The sequence below is a fragment of the Sphingomonas fucosidasi genome (assembly GCF_036663855.1).
Classification (GTDB): Bacteria; Pseudomonadota; Alphaproteobacteria; order Sphingomonadales; family Sphingomonadaceae; genus Sphingomonas; species Sphingomonas faeni_B.
Window position 1 is genome coordinate 1 of sequence record NZ_JAXOJR010000008.1, and the last position, 21,968, is coordinate 21,968.

The 21,968-nt window shown below is 66.2% G+C and carries 25 protein-coding genes; 13 read left to right on the forward strand and 12 right to left on the reverse strand.

The window, feature by feature from the left end; all coding sequences use genetic code 11:
* Window positions 1–375 precede the first annotated feature (375 nt).
* The 4 genes from U1737_RS14875 to glpK form a co-directional block, all read right to left on the reverse strand.
* Complete coding sequence (locus U1737_RS14875; protein WP_332797300.1) at window positions 376–1,149, reverse strand: metallophosphoesterase family protein; 774 nt, start codon at window positions 1,147–1,149, stop codon at window positions 376–378.
* Window positions 1,149–1,958 carry a hypothetical protein gene (locus U1737_RS14880; protein ID WP_332797301.1) on the reverse strand — a complete coding sequence of 270 codons (810 nt, stop codon included), beginning with the start codon at window positions 1,956–1,958 and terminating at the stop codon, window positions 1,149–1,151. Before U1737_RS14880 ends, U1737_RS14875 begins: the two co-directional genes overlap by 1 nt.
* A gap of 480 nt (window positions 1,959–2,438) precedes the next feature.
* Window positions 2,439–2,777 (reverse strand): hypothetical protein, encoded by a 339-nt coding sequence (locus tag U1737_RS14885; protein ID WP_332797302.1) that lies wholly within the window; start codon window positions 2,775–2,777, stop codon window positions 2,439–2,441.
* Window positions 2,778–2,902: 125 nt separating this feature from the next.
* Complete coding sequence (gene glpK, locus U1737_RS14890; protein ID WP_332797303.1) at window positions 2,903–4,390, reverse strand: glycerol kinase GlpK; 1,488 nt, start codon at window positions 4,388–4,390, stop codon at window positions 2,903–2,905.
* A gap of 252 nt (window positions 4,391–4,642) precedes the next feature.
* Between glpK and U1737_RS14895 the strand changes: the two genes are divergently transcribed.
* From U1737_RS14895 to U1737_RS14905, 3 genes are all read left to right on the forward strand, one after another.
* Window positions 4,643–5,233: a cell wall hydrolase gene (locus U1737_RS14895; protein WP_248523600.1), complete on the forward strand. Its 591-nt coding sequence runs from the start codon at window positions 4,643–4,645 to the stop codon at window positions 5,231–5,233.
* A gap of 64 nt (window positions 5,234–5,297) precedes the next feature.
* Entirely contained in the window at window positions 5,298–5,867 is a 570-nt protein-coding gene (locus U1737_RS14900) for a septal ring lytic transglycosylase RlpA family protein (protein ID WP_248523598.1), read from the forward strand.
* 341 nt (window positions 5,868–6,208) lie between these two features.
* A complete protein-coding gene (locus tag U1737_RS14905; RefSeq protein WP_332797304.1) occupies window positions 6,209–7,195 on the forward strand; it encodes a hypothetical protein in 987 nt (328 codons plus the stop codon).
* Window positions 7,196–7,205: 10 nt separating this feature from the next.
* Here the strand turns inward: U1737_RS14905 and U1737_RS14910 are convergent, their stop codons facing one another.
* The 8 genes from U1737_RS14910 to U1737_RS14945 form a co-directional block, all read right to left on the reverse strand.
* Window positions 7,206–7,970, reverse strand: a complete 765-nt coding sequence (locus U1737_RS14910) for a FliA/WhiG family RNA polymerase sigma factor (RefSeq protein ID WP_248523594.1) — start codon at window positions 7,968–7,970, stop codon at window positions 7,206–7,208.
* The gene (flhA, locus tag U1737_RS14915) at window positions 7,967–10,027 is read right to left on the reverse strand and encodes a flagellar biosynthesis protein FlhA (protein WP_332797305.1); all 2,061 of its coding nucleotides are present in this window, start codon (window positions 10,025–10,027) and stop codon (window positions 7,967–7,969) included. Before flhA ends, U1737_RS14910 begins: the two co-directional genes overlap by 4 nt.
* Window positions 10,028–10,030: 3 nt before the next feature.
* Window positions 10,031–10,876 carry a lytic transglycosylase domain-containing protein gene (locus U1737_RS14920; RefSeq protein ID WP_332797306.1) on the reverse strand — a complete coding sequence of 282 codons (846 nt, stop codon included), beginning with the start codon at window positions 10,874–10,876 and terminating at the stop codon, window positions 10,031–10,033.
* 237 nt (window positions 10,877–11,113) lie between these two features.
* Window positions 11,114–11,431, reverse strand: a complete 318-nt coding sequence (locus U1737_RS14925) for a flagellar protein FlgN (protein ID WP_332797307.1) — start codon at window positions 11,429–11,431, stop codon at window positions 11,114–11,116.
* Window positions 11,418–11,717, reverse strand: coding sequence for a flagellar biosynthesis anti-sigma factor FlgM (gene flgM / locus U1737_RS14930; RefSeq protein ID WP_332797308.1), 300 nt, complete (start codon window positions 11,715–11,717; stop codon window positions 11,418–11,420). The genes U1737_RS14925 and flgM overlap by 14 nt, the downstream gene beginning before the upstream one ends.
* 99 nt (window positions 11,718–11,816) lie before the next feature.
* Window positions 11,817–12,311: a flagella basal body P-ring formation protein FlgA gene (locus U1737_RS14935; protein ID WP_248523586.1), complete on the reverse strand. Its 495-nt coding sequence runs from the start codon at window positions 12,309–12,311 to the stop codon at window positions 11,817–11,819.
* The gene (locus tag U1737_RS14940; RefSeq protein WP_332797309.1) at window positions 12,308–12,817 is read right to left on the reverse strand and encodes a hypothetical protein; all 510 of its coding nucleotides are present in this window, start codon (window positions 12,815–12,817) and stop codon (window positions 12,308–12,310) included. Before U1737_RS14940 ends, U1737_RS14935 begins: the two co-directional genes overlap by 4 nt.
* Window positions 12,814–13,488, reverse strand: a complete 675-nt coding sequence (locus U1737_RS14945; protein ID WP_332797310.1) for a motility protein A — start codon at window positions 13,486–13,488, stop codon at window positions 12,814–12,816. The genes U1737_RS14940 and U1737_RS14945 overlap by 4 nt, the downstream gene beginning before the upstream one ends.
* Window positions 13,489–13,898: 410 nt before the next feature.
* Between U1737_RS14945 and U1737_RS14950 the strand changes: the two genes are divergently transcribed.
* The 10 genes from U1737_RS14950 (at window position 13,899) to flgK (ending at window position 21,967) form a co-directional block, all read left to right on the forward strand.
* Window positions 13,899–14,237, forward strand: a complete 339-nt coding sequence (locus U1737_RS14950; RefSeq protein WP_332797311.1) for a flagellar basal body rod protein FlgB — start codon at window positions 13,899–13,901, stop codon at window positions 14,235–14,237.
* Window position 14,238: 1 nt separating this feature from the next.
* The gene (gene flgC / locus U1737_RS14955) at window positions 14,239–14,649 is read left to right on the forward strand and encodes a flagellar basal body rod protein FlgC (protein ID WP_056485088.1); all 411 of its coding nucleotides are present in this window, start codon (window positions 14,239–14,241) and stop codon (window positions 14,647–14,649) included.
* Window positions 14,650–14,651: 2 nt separating this feature from the next.
* Window positions 14,652–15,338: a flagellar hook assembly protein FlgD gene (locus tag U1737_RS14960; protein ID WP_332797312.1), complete on the forward strand. Its 687-nt coding sequence runs from the start codon at window positions 14,652–14,654 to the stop codon at window positions 15,336–15,338.
* A 30-nt stretch (window positions 15,339–15,368) separates the two neighbouring features.
* A complete protein-coding gene (locus tag U1737_RS14965; protein ID WP_248523576.1) occupies window positions 15,369–16,640 on the forward strand; it encodes a flagellar hook protein FlgE in 1,272 nt (423 codons plus the stop codon).
* A gap of 26 nt (window positions 16,641–16,666) precedes the next feature.
* Window positions 16,667–17,419: a flagellar basal-body rod protein FlgF gene (gene flgF / locus U1737_RS14970; protein ID WP_248523574.1), complete on the forward strand. Its 753-nt coding sequence runs from the start codon at window positions 16,667–16,669 to the stop codon at window positions 17,417–17,419.
* Window positions 17,420–17,432: 13 nt separating this feature from the next.
* Window positions 17,433–18,221: a flagellar basal-body rod protein FlgG gene (flgG, locus tag U1737_RS14975; RefSeq protein ID WP_332797313.1), complete on the forward strand. Its 789-nt coding sequence runs from the start codon at window positions 17,433–17,435 to the stop codon at window positions 18,219–18,221.
* Between the two features lie 14 nt (window positions 18,222–18,235).
* Entirely contained in the window at window positions 18,236–18,919 is a 684-nt protein-coding gene (locus tag U1737_RS14980) for a flagellar basal body L-ring protein FlgH (protein WP_248523572.1), read from the forward strand.
* 239 nt (window positions 18,920–19,158) lie between these two features.
* Window positions 19,159–20,265, forward strand: coding sequence for a flagellar basal body P-ring protein FlgI (locus U1737_RS14985; RefSeq protein ID WP_432715084.1), 1,107 nt, complete (start codon window positions 19,159–19,161; stop codon window positions 20,263–20,265).
* Window positions 20,262–20,624, forward strand: a complete 363-nt coding sequence (locus U1737_RS14990) for a rod-binding protein (protein ID WP_432715083.1) — start codon at window positions 20,262–20,264, stop codon at window positions 20,622–20,624. The genes U1737_RS14985 and U1737_RS14990 overlap by 4 nt, the downstream gene beginning before the upstream one ends.
* Window positions 20,621–21,967 carry a flagellar hook-associated protein FlgK gene (flgK, locus tag U1737_RS14995; protein WP_332797314.1) on the forward strand — a complete coding sequence of 449 codons (1,347 nt, stop codon included), beginning with the start codon at window positions 20,621–20,623 and terminating at the stop codon, window positions 21,965–21,967. The genes U1737_RS14990 and flgK overlap by 4 nt, the downstream gene beginning before the upstream one ends.
* Window position 21,968: the final 1 nt, after the last annotated feature.

Consider the following 21,968-nt stretch of genomic DNA (forward strand, 5'->3'; position numbering starts at 1 on the left):
CGAAAACCATCCGTACCGCCCGCTCGCGGACTTCGGGCGCAAACTTGTTCGTCGTCTTGCTCGTCATGGCTCCACCTTCTCAGGAGTTGGAGCCTCCGACAAACCCGGCGCGGTTCAAGCCACCTCCAACTTTCGGTTTAGGTGTTCGCTGTCGGCCAGCCGTTTCGGTCCAGTTTCGTCTTCATATACCGAGGCTGCATCCTTGTCGCGGATCCTGGGATGTAGGTCTCTAGGCTCTCACCCTTGCGGTCTACCGCTCGCCCAAGATACCGGGATGCGGTCTTCGACATGGACCACTGACATGCTCAGGTGCCGACGGTTCGAGGTCGGCGGTGCCCCAGGGCCCGGCGTGTGAAGCCGATAAACCCGCCCGCGTCACTCTGCACGGTTCACCGACAGGAACGTCACGGCCCCGTCCTCGAGCCTTGCGCACGTCAGCACACCGGTTTCATAGGCCCCGGTATCGACACCGATCCGATTGGCGAGGTGCTCCGGGCTGCTGCCGATCCAGGTATGACCATGGACCACGATCTTCTCATGGCGGTCTGATGAACCGAGGAATTCGTCTCGGATCCACAGCAGGTCGGCTTCGGATTGATTGGCTAGCGGCCTGCCCGGCACGATACCGGCATGCACGAAGGCATAATCGCCAACGGTCAGCATAAGATCGAGCTGCTCGAGAAAGCGTAGATGCGCGACCGGCATGCGTTCGAGCAGATCGTCTCGCGCGCGCAAATGCTCCAAAGCGGCGGCCTCGGGCGACGGCGGTGTGACCCCATAGGACTGCAGCGTTTCCACGCCACCGAACCGCATCCAGTCGCGCGTCTGCGCAGGATCGCGAACATAATCGAGCATCACGGCCTCGTGATTGCCCTTGAGAAAGCGCACATCATACGGGGCATGACGCTTGAGCCAGCACAGCGCGTCGAGGACGCGCGCGGTGTCGGGGCCGCGATCGACATAGTCCCCGCAAAAGATCAGGATTGGGGTCGCCGCATCGCTTTTTGCTGCGACGTCCTGCGCGATCTTCGCCAGCAGCGCACGCAACAGGTCGTAGCAGCCATGGATGTCACCGATGGCATAGACCAGCTGGACGTCGACACCACCAACGGACCGCGGCGTGACCGGGGACGTGTTCGCCGTCGACATCACCAATCGCTCCCGGCCGAGCGCTGCTCGTCGATGAGATCGAGAAGCTGCAGCCGCAAGTCGCGATAGCTGTCCAGAGTGTCGTCCGGGCGGTCGGTTGCGCGTCGCTGCACGTTGGTCCAGCGCCCTTGGATGCGCGCCAAGGCGTTCCTGTCGACACCGGCACGACGCGCCGCGTTATAGGTTGCGCGAAGCTGACGATGCGCCGCCAACAGGCTTGGGCGCAGGCACCATGCGCGCTCCTCGTCTTGCAGGTCGTCACAGCTGTTCGCCAACGGCGGCGCGCGGCCGGCGTCGGATCGCGTACGCGACACGGCGGGCTCGACGCGACGCTCGGTTTTGCGAAGAGGGGGCGGTGCCGGTCCAACCGATGCTGCCGACGAGGGCAGGGCGGGCGGCGTTGCGGGCGCCGTATCCGAAGTCGCCTGCGCCGTATCGACGGCTCCGACATCGACGGTTCCGACATCGACGGTTCCGACGGGAGAAGGCGGGATGGCGGCGCTCTTTTGCACGGGCAGGGTTTTCCGCGCCGCCGTCGTCGCGATCGGCCGATTTGGAGACACGTCGCCCACGAACAGCGCCACGCCGGCGGATGCGCCCGCCAGCACAAATACGCCAAGGCCCAGGAGGGTCGGCACAAACCATCGCCGCCGCCGAGCCGGCACCGTCTTGACGATGTCGGTCTGAACTCTGCCGGTCGCTGGAGGCGTACCGCGGCGGTTCGCGAAAATTGCGTCGAGATCGTGCGCCACGTCGGCCCGTCGGGTGGCCGACAGCGGGTCTCGCGCCTCGTGGGGATGCTCCATCATTTCCTCGTCGTCGGTCGATGTCCAGTTGGCCGCCGTATTGCCGCACCGATATGAACGGAGCGCTAATCCCGGCTCGACTTCGTTTTAGCCGATTACGTCGTCAGCCCAGGCCTTTACGGACGCGCTTCGAAAGACGGCTCGCGATGAACATGATGCAACCCACGGCGAGCGATCCTCCCCATACTATGAGGACGATGGTAAGTGCGATCTTCAACATGTCTATTCTCCTGGATGGGAGACTATCCGGAAGGGTCGACACGCCGCCTGAACATGGTTGTTATGCGGAGTTCAGGGTCATCGCTAAGGTTGGGTTTCGCCGACATTCCGAATGGTGCCACCCGCGGGCCCGCTGATAAGGCCGCTCGGTCGCACTGGCCGAGTGGCAGTCGGCCAAGGGACAAGATCCACCACGTCACAATCTACCCATAAGGGTAGCTTCGGTGCGCACCCTTGCGTGTGATCGCCGCGTCGAGACGATCGTCAGCGCTGTTTCTTTGTCGTGCTCGCGGTAAAGTCTGGGTCCTTGTTCGCGACCCAGTCGACGAACTTGCGCACTGCGCCGTTTGCCAAGATGCTTTCGACGTCCATCCCATAGCGCTGAAGCTCGGAATTGGTAAAATTGGCCGTCAACGTCTGCTGGCAGATCGGATGCATGGGGACAACATCCCGGCCGCCCCGGCTTTTGGGAACGGGATGATGCCAGACGATGGTCTCGCCGGTCGGCCGGCCGCAAAGCCAGCATTGTACCGCGACGGCCGGCACCGGATCTCCACGATCCGGATCGTCATAGGGGCCGTGTCTTGAATGCTTGCGCGCCATGTGTCCAACCAAATTCCTGATCCCGCTATGGTCTTTAGCGATCGAACAGGAATTTTACAGCGCGGTCGGCGTCGACCGGGTCTGGCGGGGCCGCATCATCGCGGCGGGCCAACGGCGGTGACCGGTCAGGATTTCGTCCTGGCGCTCGTCCGATCGATCGCCTCCTGCCACCCCGCCATCAGGAGCGTGCGTGCGTCGCCGGTTATCGCCGGGTTGAACACGCGGTCCTCTTTCCACGCATTGGCGATGTCGTCGGGACCGTTCCATACTCCGATCGCCATGCCGGCGAGAAACGCCGCACCCGCCGCCGTCGTTTCGATATTTGCGGGCCGAACGACGTCGGTATCGAGCATGTCCGCGAGAAACTGGCAGAACCAGTCGTTCGCCGCCATGCCGCCGTCGACACGGATCTGGCGGGCGTCGCGCGCACCATCGGCGACCATCGCGTTCATCAAATCGGCGGTCTGGTAGGCGACCGATTCGAGCGCGGCGCGGGCGATGTGCGATCCGGTCGCGGCGAAGGTGAGCCCGGTGATGCTCGCGCGCGCGTCGGGGTCCCAGTGCGGTGCGCCGAGGCCGACGAACGCCGGCACCATGTAGACGCCGTCGTTCCCGTCGAGCTTGGTCGCCATGTCGTTTGTGTCGGACGCCTGATTGATCAGGCCGAGCCCGTCGCGCAGCCACTTCACCGCCGCGCCCGCAACGAAGATCGAGCCTTCGAGCGCATAGGTGATCTCGCCGTCGAGCTGATAGGCGATCGTGGTGAGCATGCCGTTCTTGCTGGTCACCGCGTCCTTGCCGGTGTTGAGCAGCACGAAGCAGCCGGTGCCGTAGGTCGACTTGGCGTCGCCGCGCTGAAAACAGGCCTGGCCTACAATCGCCGCCTGCTGGTCGCCCGCCATCCCGCCGATCGGCACGGACGTGCCGAGTAGGTCGGCAGTGGTCTCGCCGAAGATCGTGCTGTTGTTCTTGACCTCGGGCAACAGGCTTTCCGGGATGTCCAGCATCCGCAGCATGTCGGTGTCCCATGCGCCCTTGTGGATGTCGAACAGCAACGTGCGCGAGGCGTTCGACGCGTCGGTCGCATGAACCTTGCCGCCGGTCAGCCGCCAGAGGAGGAAGCTGTCGATCGTGCCGAAGGCAAGTTCGCCCTTGTCGGCGCGGGCCCGGACACCGTCGACATTGTCGAGGATCCATTTGAGCTTGGTACCCGAGAAATAGGGATCGAGGATCAGCCCGGTCCGCTCGCGTACCAGCGGTTCGTTGCCGTCCGCCTTCAGGTGCGCGCAGAGCCTGGCGGTACGGCGATCCTGCCAGACGATCGCGTTGTGGACGGGCTTGCCGGTCTTGCGGTCCCATACCACCACCGTCTCGCGCTGGTTGGTGATGCCGATCGCGGCAACCTTGCCGCCGTCCGCTTCAGCCGCCTCTTTCAAGGTTGCGACGGTGTCGCGCCAGATGTCCTCCGGGTCATGCTCGACCCAGCCCGATTGCGGATAATGCTGGGCGAATTCGCGGCGTACCGTCTGGCGGGGGACGCCGTCGGTGCCGAACGTCATGCTGCGGGTCGAAGTCGTGCCCTGGTCGATCGCCAGGATGATGGTGTCGGTCACGCTTGCCCTCCTCGACTATTATGGCCAGCGACAGGGCCGTTGCGCAATGGCAAACGCTTGAACGACCGGAGTTGCCCGTAACGCGTAGTGCATCCGCGGTCTCGACAGCGCGCCTAACGTCGGGGCTACCCGGTTGGCCTGAGCCAGCTTCCTCGATACACAGGCGGAATGACGAAGCGACGCGCTAAATCCTCGCCTTCGCGCTCGCGGGGGCGAGGAACGCGGCGGACCCCGTCATCTGAACATTGGCTGTTGCTGCTCGGTGTCGTCGTCCTGGGCGCAGCGATCTTCGGCTCGCTCACCGACCTGCCATGGTCGGCGGCGACCCGAGACCAGCGACGGCCGCAACGCCTGACGATGGCGCAGGCCCGGGCATCTAATGCGCTGGTCCCGATTGCGACGCGGAAGCGCCGCTTCGCGGGGCGGTTCCGTTTCAAGGGTGGCCCCGCCGCGCGGGAGCAGGCGACCGAATGCCTCGCGACGGTCGCGCTGTACGAAGCCGGCAACGATCGCGACGGGCAGCGCGCGGTGATCCAGGTCGTCCTCAACCGTGTCGGCGCGCCGGGATTTCCCAAGACCGTGTGCGGCGTCGTGTATCAGGGCGCGAACCGCAAGACCGGGTGCCAGTTCTCCTTCTCCTGTGACGGATCGCAATTGCGCCGGCCCGAGCATGATGGATGGGCTCAGGCAAGGCGCGCTGCTCGTCGCGCCCTGAGCGGGTATGTCTACGCGCCGGTCGGTCGGGCGACGCACTACCACACCGACTGGATGGTGCCGTATTGGCGAGCGTCGCTGGTCAAGGTCGCGACGGTCGATTCGCATATCTTCTATCAACGGCGATGACGCTGCGGTCGTCGTGTCGCCGCTGCGATGGTACATAAGACGTGACGGTCAGACAGGATCCGACATGCTGAAGGTTTCGATATCCCGCCTCCTCGCTACGGGGCTGCTGCTGGTGATGATAACGGGATGCGCCGGTGGCAAGTTTCGGCCAGTCAGCGATACGCCCGTCAAGCTCGGTGCCCCCTATCGCGTCCGGGGAACGACCTTCGTGCCCGCCGCCGACGCGCGATACGACGTGCTCGGATATGCCAGTTGGTACGGATCGGAATCCGGCAATCGCACGGCGAACGGCGAACGCTTCCGTCCCGATTGGGTCACGGCGGCGCATACGACGCTGCCTTTGCCGACCTATGTCGAGGTCACCGCGCTCGATACCGGGCGACGGATCATCGTACGGATCAACGATCGAGGGCCGTTTGCCGGTCGCGCGCGCATAATCGACCTGTCTCGGGGGGCTGCGACCCGCCTCGGTATCCGGGCCGCCGGTCCTGCTGCCGTTCGCGTGCGCCGCGTCGAACCGACCGAGGCCGATCGCGCGCGCCTGCGCAAGGGAAAGCCCGCAGTGACGCTGCCGCCGGTTTCCGACCGCGAACGGCTCGACCTACGATCGCAACTCACTGCCGCCGGTTTCTGATATGGCGTGTCCTGGCGTTGTCGTTCGGCGTGCGAAGTTCTTCCTGCGGCAGTGCAGCAAGACAAAAGACGTTGATTTCAAGCAGTCATGCGAACGAATCTGGCGATGCCCAAGATAGGTGTTGTAACGATGGCGTATCTAATCTTTCGCACCTGCCGCATAGAGGTGTTGTCAGAGGCTTCCGAGGGGGCGGCTTCGTGTGGTCGTGGGGGGAGATGCACTGTATTTTCTCCATAATAGGGTTGCCAAGTGCTTGACCTGCGGGTTTTTAATTGCCCGTCGTGTGGCACCGTGCGAACCGCACATCATGAGGTTCTACAACTTATGCTAAGGCCGGGCGCATGAAGGCGGCACAATTCGGCGGCGGAGCGCACAAGCATGGTGTGCCCGCATCGATGTTCGACATGCCCGCTGGGCTCCATGTCCGCTACGAGGCGCCGGATCGAGCGCTCGCCGAATGCATAACCGGTTATGCGATCTATGCGGCGGAAGACCGGGCCGCGATGGTCAACTGGTATCTGCCGTCGCCCCCGATGCTTTCGATCGTGCTCGATGCCGGTCCGATCACCGTTTCCCTGGGCAATCATCGGTTCGGGCCCCTTGATCCGGTCAGTCTTTATGGACCGACCAGTCGCGCATTCCGAACGGTGACTCATGGCGGGATCGCCGTGGGGATCGGCATAAGTGCGCTTGGCTGGGCGCGTATGACGCAGCGCCATGCCGGCGATTTTCATAATCGCGTCGTCCCGGCGAGTGCGTTGCTCGGCGCAGATTTCGTGGAACGGCTGCGTGAGGGGCTCGACGTTCTGGACGACGAGACATCGATCAAGCCGTTGCTCGATGACATGCTGGCACCATTGTTTGCGACCCCGAACCCGCGCGAGCGCCTGATCCGGGCCTTCACCGCGCTGACGATTACCGATGGCGTGGTCGAAATGAAGGATGTTGCCGAGCGCCTGGAGGTGCCGACCCATGAATTGCGGCGCGTGGCGACGCGGTATTTCGGCATGCCGCCCAAGATGTTGCTGCGCCGTGCGCGGTTCCTGCGGTCGTTCATCGGGTTGATCCGCGACGGGGCGCTTGGAGATTACTCGCAGATAGACAGCAGCTATTTTGACGCGTCACATTTTCTGCGTGATGCCGGGACGTTTCTCGGCACTACGCCGCGGCGCTTCCTGGCGGCCGAAACGATCTTCCTCCAGGCAAGCCTGCGCGCGCGGCTGATGGTCCTTGGTGCTCCCACCGCGACGCTGCACGACGGCGTGCCCCGGATACGCGTGTCTCACCCCCACCGCGACGACGACCTCCGCGTTCAGCCCGAACTCTAGCGCCGCGCTCTCAAGCCGCGCGGGCCAGAGCCTTCTTCAACTTTGCGTGCGCCGACGCTTTTATCTGGCAGACCCGTGCCGAGCCTACGCCGAAGACTTCGCCGATCTCTTCGAGATTGAGTTCCTCGACATAGTAAAGCTGAATCACTTGCGCTTCGCGTTCGGGGAGTGCGGTGATCGCCTTGATCAGGGCTTCGCGCATGTCGCTGTCGGCGAGTTGCTCGAACGCGTCGGGCGTGTCGTCGGCGAACCACGGCAGGTCGTCGGCGTACATCTCGTCGATCGAGTCGAAGCGGAGCGCATCGGCGGTGACGTAGTCGGTGCGGAGTTTCTCGATCGTCACGCCGATATGCTCTGCGATCATGTCTTCTCCGGGTGCCTTGCCCGTGCGGGCGGTCAGCGTCGAGATCGCCTCGGCATATTGGCGGCGGCGACGCATCGCGCCGCGCGTGCTCGTTGCCTGGCGGCGCAGTTCGTCGATCATGCTGCCGCGCAGGCGCGTGATCAGGTAGGTCTTGAACGGCATCCCCCGCTCGTCGAAATTCGCGGCGGCCTCGACCAGCGCGACCAGGCCGACCTGGATCAGATCCTCGACCTCGACGCTGCTGCTCATGCTGCCATGGACGTGCCACGCGATCCGGCGGACCAGCGGGAGGTGCTGTTTCACGAGCTGGTCCACGTCGCCGCCAGGGCGTTGATGCGGGCGGTAGGTGAGCGGCTGGCCCGTGAAAGGCTGGGCATCGGCGAAGGCGCCGCGCATCGGGAGCGCGCTCATGCCGCGAGCGCCTGCTGGGACGCGCCGATCACCGCGACGACCTCGACCGCCTTTTCCTCGGGCACCTCGAAGAACGACAGCACCGGCGTATCTGGCAGGCAGGTCCGCACCAGCTTGCGAATGGCGATCCGGATGGCCGGCTGGACGACCAGCGCGAACGGTTTCGCCTCGGCGATCAGCGGTTCGGCGGCGCGTTGCAGCGCCTCGACGATGCGGCGGCCGAGATCGGGTTCGATGACGTGGCGGCGCGATTGATCGGCGCGCATCGCCTGGCCGAGCAGACCTTCCAATTGACCCTCCAACGTCATGACGCGCAGCGGTTCGCGCACGCCGCACAGTTTCTGGATGATGAGCGCGCCGAGCTCAGGACGGATCGTCTCGATGAGCTCCTCGGCATCCTGCGTGCGCTGCGCCGCGACCGCGATGGCCCCGGCGATGCGACGGAATTCCTTGAGCGGGACGTGCTCCGCGAGCAGTCCCTTGAGGACCTGAGTGAGCGTCGTGATCGGCAGCGGTGCGAGCGCGGCGACAAGCTGTGCAGCACGCTCCTTCAGGCCGTCGAGCAGCGCCTGGACTTCGTCCTGGCCGAGCAGCTCGGACGCGTTCTGGCCGAGCAGGTGGTTGAGGTGCGTCGCCATCACGGTGCCGGGATCGACCACGAGATAGCCCGCTCCGGTCGCGGCATCGGCGTCGCTCGCATCGACCCAGGTCGCGTCGAGCCCGAAGGTGGGGTCCTTGACCTTCTTGCCGAACAGGTCGCCGAATGCTTGGCCGGTGTCGAGCGCGAGCATCTCGTCGGGCGACACGGTGTCCTCGCCGACGACGACGCCGTTGACGAGGATGCGGTAGACGTAGGGCGCCAAATTGATGTCGTCGCGGACGCGGACCTGCGGCACGACGAAGCCGAGTTCCTTCGACAGCTGGCGGCGGACGCCGGTGATCCGGCTCATCAGCGGCGACCCGCGACGCTCGTCGGCGAGCGGCACCAGGCCGTAGCCGATGTCGAGATTGACCTGCATCCCGTCGGTGACTTCCTCCCAGCCGATCTTCGACTGGTCGATCGTCTCGACGGGCACGACCACGACGGGGGCGGGGCGCAGTTCGATCTGGCGCAGTTTCCACGCGGCGAACCCGGCGATCGCGGCGGCGGGCAGGATCACCATGTGCGGCATGCCGGGCAAAATGCCGAGCAGCGCGAGGATGACCGCGACCGGCGTCCAGGTGCGGGGCGACCCGAACTGGCCGCCGATCTGGCCGGCAAGGTCCTTGTCGGAGGTGACGCGGGTGACGATCGAGGCGGCGGCGATCGACAGCATCAGGCTCGGCAGCTGCGCGACGAGCGCGTCGCCGATCGCGAGCAGGATGTAGTTGTGCGCCGCATCGGCGATCGTCATGCCGTGGCTGACGGGCCCGAGGATCAGGCCGCCGATGATGTTGGCGGCGAGGATCAGCATCGCCGCAACCGCATCGCCCTTCACGAACTTCGACGAACCATCCATCGAGCCGTAGAAATCGGCCTCGGTCGAGACTTCGACGCGGCGCGCCTTGGCTTCGTCGGGGGTGATCAGGCCGGCGTTGAGGTCGGCGTCGATCGCCATCTGCTTGCCGGGCAGCGCGTCGAGCGTGAAGCGCGCGCTGACTTCGGACACGCGGCCGGCGCCCTTGGTGACGACGATCATGTTGATGATCATTAGGATCGCGAAGACGAAGATGCCGACGACGTAATCGCCGCCGATCAGGAACGTGCCGAACGCCTCGATGACGTGGCCCGCCGCGGCCTCGCCCTCATGGCCGTGGACCAGCACGATGCGGGTGGAGGCTACGTTCAGGCCGAGACGGAACAGCGTGGCGAACAGGAGGACGGTCGGGAAGGCGGAGAAATCGAGCGGTTTCTGCGCGTTGAGCGCGACCATCAGCACGGCCAGGCTGATCGCGATGTTCGCCACGAAGAAGATGTCGAGCATGAACGCCGGGATCGGCACGACCATGACGAGCACGAGCAACAGGATCGCGAGCGGCAGGACCGATGCCCTGGCGTTGGAGAGGATGCGGTTCATCGCTTAGCCGCCCAACCGTGCGAGCATCATGTACGCGAGCCGCGCGGTGTCGGGGGTCGGGCGGAGGATGCTGGCGGCGGCCTGCGTTGTCCGGCCCGTGAACTTGCCCATCGCCGTTGTGGCCCAGGCAAGTGCGTCTTCGGCGCTTTCGTTGCTGCCGGTGATGACCGTGCTGCCGTCCATGTCGAGCGCCTGTGACGCGAAGTTGGTGGGCGTTGCGGTGGCGCTTGCCCCTGCGGCGGCGCCACCGAGCTTGTCGGCGAACCGGTCGTAGATCGCCGACAGGGTGCGCGGCTGGTTGTTCGAATCGTAGAAGACGTTGTGGTTGGCGCGCGCGGCGGCGGGGAACAGCGCGGCGCCGCTCGCCTGCGGGTTGGCCTGCATCGTTTTCAGGAACTTGGTCGCGCCGCCGAGACCCATGAAATGCGCCATATAGAGGTCGGTGCCCGACGCCGGGCGGTTCAGCGTGTTTTCTAGCGAGGCCTTGTTGTCCGAGGCATATTCGGCGGCCATCAACGAGGCGGCGTTCGGATCGTTTCGCAGCGCGAGGATCGCCGCCTTGGTGCCGGCGTCGCCGACCGACAGGCGGCCGCTCGACGACTGGCCGATGCTGTTCGCGGCCCAGGCCATGCCGTGCTCGGCGCCGTGCTTCTTGACGACCGAGAGCCAGCTCTGTTCGATGAACTGATAGAGGCCGGATGCGCTCGACGTGCCGGCCTTGGCATTGGCGTTGAGCCCGCTCTCGAGCTTCGCCTGGCCCAGCAGATAATCGAAATCCACGCCCGTCTTGCTGCTCGCAAGCGCGATCGCGGATTGGATCCGGCCGGTAGTGATAGGATTGACGGTCATGCCCGTGTGCGGTGCCCCTGGTTCAGGGGATACTCAGCAAGGGGCGTGCCAGTTTCGACTTTGGGGCTCTGATCCCAAGATCGGCGATACGGCGCTTTCTCGGAGCCCCGTCCCAAAATTCCGTCACCCCAGCGAAAGCTGTGGTCTCCCGCGGCAAGGATGCGCCCTATCACGGGGATACCCCAGCTTTCGCTGGGGTGACGGTCATTCTGTGAGCCCTGTCAGGCGGTCACGCTGTTACGCGTACGCCGCCCTCAGCCCCGGCCGATACCCGGCAACGGCACCGTCGCCGGTCAGGGTTTGCAGGCGGCGGCGGACATTTGCCGCCATCAAATTGGTGTAGATCCGGCACGTCTCGTTGAGCCGGTTGGCCTCGTCGGCCAGCTCGCGGATCTCGGTGCCCGCCGGCCCGGTGCCGAGCGTCGCGATCTGTTCGATCCCGGCGAGCTTGTCCGCCGTCGCGCGCTCCAGGCTGGCGACGTCGTTCGACTTCAGCGCGTCGATCTCTGCGTGCAGCGCGTCGATCACGCGGATCAGGGCATCACGCCTTGTCATTCGAAGTCCAGTCCAGGCGGAACGCCATCAGCCGATCGGCGATGGTCGCGGGGAGGATCGGGAAATTGCCGCTGGCGATCGCCTTCTTGATCTCGGTGACGCGCGACGCATTGACCGGCGCGGCGGATGCCATCGACTTGGCGAGTCCGATCGACTCCGGCGGCACCGAAGCCTGCGCCTGGGGCTGTACCGGAGTCTGCACGGCCGTCGTCGGCGTCGCGGCGGCGACGCGCGCGACGGAGCGATCTCCTGCTACTGACGGCTTCGCACCGATCGAGTCCACCATGTCCGCATCCTTTGGTTTGCGATGACAACAGGAGGAACGGCAGCATGGCGAAAAGCTTTAGCGAAATTAATCTGTCTGCCAAATTTAGTTCGACCAACCCTAGTTCGACCAACCGGGCAGCGTCGCACGGCCCGCCTCGACGGCGATCGCCTGGACCGGCGTGCGCGTCGCGTCGACCTTGACCATGAAGCGGCCGCCGGGGGCTGCGTCGCCCATCGCGACGCCCTCGCGGCTGATCGAGAAGCCCTCGGTGCCGGCCTCGATCACGATCGGATCGCCGCGCTTGATGACCGGTGCGGCCTTGGCGACGGGGACGAACGACGCGGCGATCGCGGCGGGGGCGTTCGCCGGCCGGATGACCGGCACGAAGATCCGCCACGCCGGGCCGGCGCAGGAGACGACGACCGCATCATGCTGCTCCGTGCGCCACGACAGCGACACCGTCGGACAGGTCGCGAGGCGCAGTCGCGCGTCGACCGGCGTGCGCGCGCCACCCTCGGCGCCGGTCGGGCGGCCGGTAAAGGCGGCGACCGAGCGATCGAGCGCGGCGGTATCCTGGAAGCTGGCGGCGACGAGCAGGAGCGGGAGGATCATGGGGTTGTCCTAAGCGGTTCGCCGACAAAGGCGACGGAGACGATGGCGGCGCGGCGGCCGGGTTTGGTGGCGGTGACGATCGCGACCCGCGCCGGTGCGACCGCGGCGAGCGCGGCGGCGACGGTACGCGCACGGTCGGCGGCGAGGATCGCTGCGCTGCCGGTCACGCGGTCGATATCGGCGGGCGTGCCGTCGGTCGAGCCGGTGACGGTGAGCATCACGCGGGGATCCCGCGCGGCCTCGCGCGCCCAGGCGACCAGCGCGCCGGGCGTGGTCGGCAGGATCGCCGAGCCGGGCGCGAAATCGAGGATACCGGCGGCGGCGACGGGCATCGGCGCGGGCTCCGCATCGTTTGCGCCGAAGCCTTGGCGGATGCCCTTTCCACCGATATGCTGGGTCGCCTGCAGGAGCACGAGAAAGCCGACCAGCAACAGCGCGAGGTCGGCGAGCGTGATCAGCCAGAGCGGTTTGCCGGTCGGCGCGTCGGGGTATTCGCTGGCGTTCACGCGACGGTTGCCAGGCTTGGGGCAGCATGGGGTGCCACATACCCGCGCGGCGTCTCGCGTTCGGCAAGCGCCACGAGCGGCGCTTCGATCCGGGCGCGTTCGAACGCCTCGTTGCGGCCTTGTACGCGCAGGCGGTTGGCGATCGGCATGAAGAGCAGGTTGGCGAACAGCGCGCCGTACAGCGTGGCGAGCAGCGCGACGGCCATCGCACCACCGATCGCACCGGGATCGCTCATCGTCGCGAACATCTGCGCGAGGCCGATCAGCGTGCCGACCATGCCCATCGCGGGGGCGACCTCTGCCGCGCCGGCCCAGACGTCGGCGGCGGCGACGTGGCGCTCTATGCGGGCGCGCCGGCGATGCTGGACGAGCGTCGCGACGTCGGTGGCCGAGGCGCCGTCGACGATCGCGGCGATGCCCGCGGCGACGTCCCTGTCGGTGATGACCGAGCGATCGAGGGCCATCACGCCGTGACGCTTGGCGATGCGCGCGAGCGCGGTGATCTGCTGGAGCAACGGATCGGCATCGAACCGGCCGCGGGCGAGCGTCGTGACCGCAACGAGCGCGCGACCGAGATCGCGGAAGGGGGTGCGGAGGACGACCGCCAGCACCGTGCCGCCACCTACGATGGCGAGTGCTGCAGGATCGAGGAGTTGGGCGAGCGTGATCATGTGCGTGGGGCGATGCAAGGGGTGTGCCGGATTGTGGCGGCGGCCTTTACCGTGCCGGATATGAGCGCGTCCGAAACGGCACCACCCCGGCGAAGGCCGGGGTGGCGGAGAAAGCCAGCGACAGCCCTCGCTTCCTTGTTCTGCCGCGAAGGCGGGAGCCCAGGCTGGGTCCCCGCCTTCGCGGGGAAACATAGTGGGAGTGCGAGACAGAAGTTCGGTTTGCCGCCCTTGACGATTTAACCGGCAACGTACTTGCCGCTCACCCCTGCAACACCGGCAACCGCTTGCCGTTCGCCCTGCCGCCCCCTTGCCGCCACCCGGCAAAACGCCATCCGCCACCCTAACCGCCGAAACTGGCACGGCCATTGCTTATGTCCGGTTGCGCAATTGGTGCGCCAGGAGACGGGCTTGTGTCAGGCGACACGCTTTTCGGAGTTCATGGGGCGGCACTCGAGGTGCGCTCGCAGCGCATGGGTGTGCTGGCGTCGAACATCGCCAACGCGTCGACGCCCGGTTTCAAGGCGCGCGACATCGATTTCCAGGCGGCGCTCGCCGCGGTCGAGCACGATGGCGGCACCGATGCGGCAACCAAATACCGCATTCCGACGCAGACCTCGATGGACGGCAACACCGTCGAGCTGAGCCAGGAGCAGACCGCGTTCGCCGAGAACGCCGTCCAGTATCAGACGACGCTGTCGTTCCTGAACGGGCGGATCGGCCAGATCACCCGCGCGCTGAAGGGGGAATAAGATGTCCAACCAGCCCATGACGATCTTTCAGGTCGCCGGCCGCGCGATGTCCGCGCAGCTCGTCCGGATGAACACGACCGCGTCGAACCTCGCCAATGCCGGCGGCACCGCCGGGTCCGCGGAGGCCGCGTACAAGACGATGAAGCCGGTCTTTCGCACCAGCTTCGATGCGGCCAGCGGCATGTCGACGGTCGACGTCGAGCGCGTCGTCACCGCCGGCGAAGCGCCGACCAAGCGCTACGATCCCGACAATCCGATGGCCGACAAGGATGGCAACATCTTCGAGGCGGCGGTCGATGAAACCCGCGAGATGGTCGACATGATGGAGACCGCCCGCAGCTACCAGAACAACATCGAAGTGATGAACACGGCCAAGTCGCTCATCATCGATACCCTCAAGCTAGGTCGCTGATCATGGCATCCTCCTTCGATACCACGCTGTCCAACATCGGCATCACGCGCTCTTCGACCGCGGCCGCGCCGAAGACCACGACGGCCGCCGAGTCGGGCACGCTCAACCAGAACGACTTCCTGAAGCTGATGACCGCGCAGATGCAGAACCAGGATCCGTTCAACCCGGTCGACAACACCCAGATGGTCGCCCAGATGGCGCAGTTCTCTTCGCTCGCCGGCATCTCCGAGATGAACACGACGATGAAGGCGATCTCCGACAAGCTCGGCGCGACCAGCGCCAGCGATGCGATGGGGTATGTCGGCAAGACCGTCCTGACCGAGGGCAGCACCGCGTACGGGCGTACCGGTGGCGGGATCGCGGGTTCGGTCGAACTGGCGGGTGCCGCGACCGGCGTCAACGTCACGATCAGCGATATGAACGGCGTCGCGCTGAAGACCATGCCGCTCGGCGCGCAGGCCAAGGGCACCGTCGGCTACGACTGGGACGGCAAGGATTCGACCGGTGCGGACGCCGGCAGCGGCCCGTTCACGGTCAGCATCAACGCCCAGAACAACGGCACCGCGGTGGCCGCGACGGGGCTGGTCTGGGCACCCGTCCAGTCGGTCTCGACCACCACCGGTACCACCATCCTCACCCTTCCCGGGATCGGCGAAGTGCCGGTCAGCGCAGTCCGCCAGATCGGCTGATCGCACCCTCGATTTCAAGGAGTTAAACGCATGTCCTTCTACACTTCGCTTTCCGGCCTCCAGGCATCGCAGACCGAGATGTCGACGATCTCGCACAATCTGGCGAACGTCTCGACCAACGGCTTCAAGAAGAGCCGCACCGATTTCGCCGACGTGATCGCCTCCAGCGTGTCGGTCGCGCCGTCGCAGCAGGTCGGCTCGGGCGTGATGGTCAAGGGTAACCGCCAGCAGTTCGCGCAAGGCAATCTGATCCAGTCGGCGAACGCGCTCGATCTCGCCGTATCGGGCGACGGCTTCTTCGTGGTGAAGCCCGAGACCGGCTCGTCGCAGGTCAGCTTCACGCGCAACGGCGGCTTTCTGGTCGATGCGGACCGCTTCGTCGTCGATTCGAACGGCAGCCACCTCCAGGTCTATCCGGTCGACGGATCGGGCAGCGTCGTCGCCACCGGGCTCCAGTCGGCGATCAGCCTGCAGCTGCCCGAGACGAGCGGCACGGCGGCACCGACCAAGGCGGTCACGCTGGGCGTCAACCTCAACGCCAGCTCGAAAGTGCCGACCACGGCCACGTTCGATCGCTTCGATCCGTCGAGCTACAACCAGTCGGCGCAGACCACCGTCTACGACGCGTCGGGCAACGCGATGACGCTGACCAATTATTTCAAGCGCACCTCGGTATCGACCGACGCGACCACGCCGAGCACGTGGGAAGTCCACAGCTTCGTCGGCGACCAGGAACTGTTGAGCGGCGGCGTCGCGGGGGCGACGATGACGTTCGACGGAACCGGCAAGCTGACCGACCCGACCGCACCGATCGCGTATGACGAGTTCACCACGGCCGGTTCGGCGACCCCGCAGCAGATCTCCTTCAGCTTCGGCGGCGACGCGACCACGCAGAAGGCGAGCGCGTTTGCGGTGAACTCGCGGACGCAGGACGGCAAGGCGGTCGGCCAGATCCAGGGCGTGACGATCGACGAGAAGGGCATCGTCAAGGCGAGCTTCTCGAACGGCGACACGCAGGCGCTCGGCCAGGTGATGCTCGCCAACTTCTCCAATCCCGAGGGCCTGCGCCAGCTCGGCAACAGCTATTGGTCGTCGACCGGCGTGTCGGGCGAGGCGAAGCTCGGCGAGGCGGGCTCGAACGGGTTCGGCAACCTGATGTCGGGCACGATCGAGCGGTCGAACGTCGACATCACCGAGGAACTGGTCAGCCTGATCGCGGCACAGCGCAATTTCCAGGCGAATTCGAAGGCCCTGGATACCGCCAGCCAGATCTCGCAGACCATCTTCAACATCCGCAGCTGATCGATAGCGGGGCGGGGGGAACCTGAATGGACAAGCTGGTCTACACCGCGGCGACGGGCCTGCGCGCGCACATGGCGGCGCAGGCGGCGATCGCCAACAATATGGCGAACGCGTCGACGACCGGTTTTCGCGCCGACCGCGTGGTGTTCGACCGGCTCGACCTGAAGGGCGACGGCACTACGATCGAGGCGCGCGCGCCGACCTCGGAAGAGGTCACCGACGCCGATCGTGCGCCGGGTGCGATCCAGCTGACCGGGCGTCCGCTCGACGTCGCGATCACCGGCACCACCGCGTGGCTGGCGGTGCAGGCGTCGGACGGTTCGGAAGCCTATACCCGCCGTGGCGATCTGGAGGTTGCGCCGTCGGGCGTGCTCCAGACCGGCGACGGGCACCCGGTGATCGGCTCGGGGGGGCCGATCACCCTGCCGCCCTACCAGTCGCTGTCGATCTCCGCCGACGGGACGATCTCGATCATCCCGCAGGGCGGCGACGCGCAGAACCCGCAGGTGATCGACAAGCTCAAGCTCGCCGACACCAAGGGGTCGGACACCGTCAAGGGTCTCGACAACCTGCTGCGCGTGAAGGGCGGGGGGACGCTGCCCGAGGATCTCGATGCGAAGGTGCAGGGCGGCGCGATCGAGGGATCGAACGTCAACATGACGCAGGCGCTGGTCGACATGATCGAGAACCAGCGCAGTTACGAAGTCCAGGCCAACATGTTGAAGTCCGCCAAGGACATGGATGAAAGCGGTGCATCGCTGATGCGCCTGCCGAGCTAGAAGGAACCGACGAATGTCATCCGCAGCCATGCATATCGCGCGTACCGGGCTCGACGCCCAGGATACCCGCATGCGCGTCATCTCGAACAACCTCGCCAACGTGAACACGACGGGCTTCAAGAAGGACCGTGCGGCGTTCGAGGCGCTCGCCTATCAGGTCGTCACGACGCCCGGTACGCAGAGCACCGCGGAGACCAAATACGCGACCGGGCTCAACCTCGGCACCGGCGTCCGGCTCCAGGGCACGGCGCGGATCGACACGCAGGGCGCGATGCAGACGACCGGCAACAGCCTCGATCTCGCGCTCGACGGCGACGGCTATTTCCAGGTGCAGATGCCCGGCGGCACGCTCGGCTATACCCGCGCCGGCAATTTCTCGCGCTCGGCGGAAGGCCTGCTGGTCACCAGCGAGGGCTATCAGCTGCAACCCGGCATCACCGTGCCCGAGGGCACGACCGCGATCACGATCGGTTCGGACGGTACCGTGTCGGCGACCGTGCCCGGCCAGACCGAGGCGACGCAGATCGGCCAGATCCAGGTCGCCAGCTTCCCGAACGGTGCAGGGCTCCAGGCGACCGGCGACAACTACCTCGTCGAGACCGCGGCCAGCGGCACGGCCAATGTCGGCATCGCCGGGCAGGACGGCCGCGGCAACATCAAGCAGGGCATGCTCGAAGCGTCGAACGTCAACGTCGTCGAGGAACTCGTCGACATGATCGAGACGCAGCGCGCGTACGAGGTCAATTCGAAGATGATCTCGGCGACCGACGACATGCTCAAATACGTCAACCAGAACATCTGATCGCGGAGCGCAGCATGATCCGCTTATCCTTCATTTCGCTTATCGCCATCGCGGCGATCGCCGGCCCGACGTCGGCGGATGCCAGCATCTTCGGCAAGAAGGTGCCGCCCGAGGATTTCTCGGTCGCGCGGCCGTTGCCGGTCCAGCCGGTCCCGGTCGTCGCCACAGGCTCGATCTTCCAGGCGCAGGATGGCTACGCCGCGCTGTACGAAGGCTGGCGCGCGCGGAAGGTCGGCGATCCGCTGACGATCGTGCTGGTCGAGCGGACCGCCGCGTCGAAGTCGTCGGGGTCGAAGCTCGACAGCAACGGCGGGGCGAGCATCACGCCGCCGACCACCGGCGCGCTCAACCTGTTCAGCAAGAGCGATGCCTCGATCAGCGGCGGGCGCAATTTCAACGGCACGGGGGCCGCCGACCAGGCGAACTCGCTTTCGGGCGAGGTCAGCGTGACCGTCGCCGCAGTTTATCCCAACGGCACGATGCTGGTGCAGGGCCAGAAGCGTGTCACGCTCAACCGCGGCGACGAGTTCCTGAAGATCAAGGGTCTGGTCCGCACCGCTGATGTCGACGCCAACAACCGCGTGCTGTCGACCCGCGTGGCCGACGCGCAGATCTCGTACACCGGCAAGGGCGACGTCGCCCGCGCCGGCCGCCAGGGGTGGCTCGGCCGCTTCTTCTCCGTCGTCAGCCCGTTTTGATGCGCAATCACCAGCCGTTCGTCCTGAGTAGAGACCGAGTAGCGCCGAAGGCGCGTATCGAGGGCTCGTATCGAAGGACAGGTTGGCGCGCGGAACCCATGCTTCGATACGGTGAGCTGGTGAACATGCCCCCGGCATGTTCAGGATCTTCCGGGGGAAGATCCGACCAGCTCATCTCGATACGCCGCTGCGCGCCTACTCGGTCGCTACTCAGCACGAACGGTAAAGGACTAAAGACCGTGTTTCGTTTATTCGCAGGTCTCCTCGCCACTCTCCTCGCATCGCTCTTGATCGCCGCGCCGGCCTCGGCCGACCGGATCAAGGATCTTGGCGGGTTCCAGGGTATCCGGTCGAACCAGCTGACCGGCTACGGCATCGTCGTGGGTCTCCCCGGCACGGGCGACGACAATCTCGAATACACCGTGCAGTCGCTCAAAGCCGTCGCGTCGCGCTTCGGCCTGCAACTGCCGCCGTCCGCGAACCCGGGCATGAAGAACGCCGCCGTCGTGATGATCACCGCCGAACTGCCGCCGTTCGCCAAGCCCGGCCAGCGGCTCGACATCACCGTCGCGTCGATGGGCAAGGCCAAGTCGCTGCGCGGCGGCAGCCTGATCATGACGCCGCTGCTCGGCGCGGATAACCAGATCTACGCGATGGCGCAGGGCAACCTCGCGGTCGGCGGCCTGGGCGCAGAAGGTGCGGACGGGTCGAAGATCGTCGTCAACGTACCCTCGACCGGTCGCATCCCCGAAGGCGCCACCGTCGAACGCGCGGTCGCGACCGGGTTCGACAGCGCACCGACGCTCACCTTCAACCTCGCCCGCGCCGATTTCACCACCGCGCAGAATGTCGCCGGCGCGATCAACTCGAAGCTCGGCTTCGGCAGCGCGCAGGCGATCGACGCGGTCTCGGTAGCGGTGCGCGCGCCGTTCGGTGCCGATATCCGCGCCACGCTGATGTCGACGATCGAGAATCTCGACGTCGTCTCCGCCGAGCCGTCCGCCAAGGTGATCGTCAACGCGCGCACCGGCACCGTCGTCATCAATTCCGCGGTCCGGGTCGGCCCTGCGGCGATCACGCACGGCAAGATGACGGTGCGGATCGACGAGAAGCCGCAGGTCAGCCAGCCGGCCCCGTTCAGCGGCGGCCAGACCGTCGTCACCCCGAACAGCGCCGTCGCGGTCGAGGAGGAGCGTCGCCCGATGTTCCTGCTGAACCCCGGCCCCCGGCTTGCCGACATCGTCAAGGCGGTCAACGCGATCGGCGCATCGCCGGCCGACCTTGTCGCGATCCTCGAGGCGCTGAAGGAAGCCGGCGCGCTCAAGGCCGAGTTGATCGTCCTGTGAGCCCGCTCAACGCACCCGCCACGTTGACGACCACGCCGACGGCCACGCCGACGACTGGGCCAACCACCGGCATCTCGACCGACACGAGCCGCCTCAAGTCGAAGGACAATCTCGACAAGGCGGGCCAGCAGTTCGAGGCGGTCTTCACCGGCATGATGCTCAAGAGCATGCGTCAGGCGAAGTTGAGCGATCCGCTGTTCGATTCGAAGGCGATCGATACCTTCACCGATATGCAGGACGGTCTGGTCGCGAAGTCGATGGCCGAGCACACGCCGCTCGGCATCGGCAAGGCGATGACCGATTTCCTGGCAAAGTCTCAATCCGATCTTAACGAACCCACGGCAGGTTCGCCGCCATGAGCGATCTCCTCTCGATCGGCGCCTCGGGCGTTCGCGCCTACCAGACCGCGCTGTCGACGGTGTCGGAGAACATCGCGAACACAGGGACGGTCGGCTACACCCGGCGGACGACGACGCTCGCCGAGGTCTCGTCGGTCAATGGCGGGATCAACGCGCGCAACTCGGCGACCGGCAGTGGCGTGGTCGTGGTCGGCGTCGGCCGCAGCGCCGATGCGTATCGATCGCAGGCGGTCCGCTCCGCGGGCACCGACCTCGGCAAGACCGAAACGAGCGTCGCGTGGATGAGCCGGATCGAAGCCTCGCTCGGCGACAACAAGCTCGGCGACCGGCTCACCAGTTTTTTCGGTTCCGCGCAGACCTTGTCCGCCGACCCCACCTCGGTACCGGCACGCGCGGTGATGCTCGAAGCGGCGAAGACTGCGGCGGAGGCCTTTGCCGCGACCGGCAAGGCGCTGGATACCGCCGTGACCGAACTCGATTCGTCCGCAACGCAGGCGGTCCAGTCGCTCAATGCGCTCGGCACCGCGCTCGCCAAGGTCAATGACGGGCTCGCGCGCACGCAGCCGGGTTCGTCGAGCGCGGCACAGCTCGCCGATCAGCGCGACCAGCTGCTCGACCAGATGAGCACGCTGACCGATGTCAGCACGGCATTCGACGATCTCGGGCGCGCGACGGTGCGGCTCGGCAGCGCGACCGGCACGGTATTCGTGGCGGGTAACGAAAGCTGGCAGGCGTCGTTCGCCCGCAACGACGAAGGCGCGGTGCAGTTCGCGGTGACGCGCGGCGGCGTCACGTCCGACCTGTCGCCGACGGGCGGTGCGCTTGCCGGGATGGCCGACGGCGCGCAGCGGATCGCCGCGGCGCGCGAATCGCTCAACGGCATCGCCAGCGACTTCACCGCCCAGGTCAACGCGGTTCAGGCGCAGGGACGCGATCTCGACGGCAATCCCGGTGCCGCGCTGTTCGCGACCGGTACCAGCCCGACCGACATCTCCGTTTCGCTGACCGATCCGCGCGGGATCGCCGCCGCTGGCGCGACCGGCGGCGTGCGCGATGCCTCCAATCTGTCGGCGTTGCAGACGGTCCGCACCAGCGGCGGCTTCGAGACGCGGACGACCATGCTCGTTGCCGGCAACGCGGCCGCGCTCGAACAGCGCAAGACGGTCGCCGATGCGCAGGGCGCGATCCGCGATGGCGCGGTCGCGTCGCTTGCGTCCGCCTCGGGTGTCGACCTCGATAGCGAAGCGGTCGACCTGCTGCGCTTCCAGCAGGCCTATCAGGCGTCGAGCCGCGTGATCCAGACCGCGCGCGACACGTTCCAGACCATCCTCGATCTACGGTAAA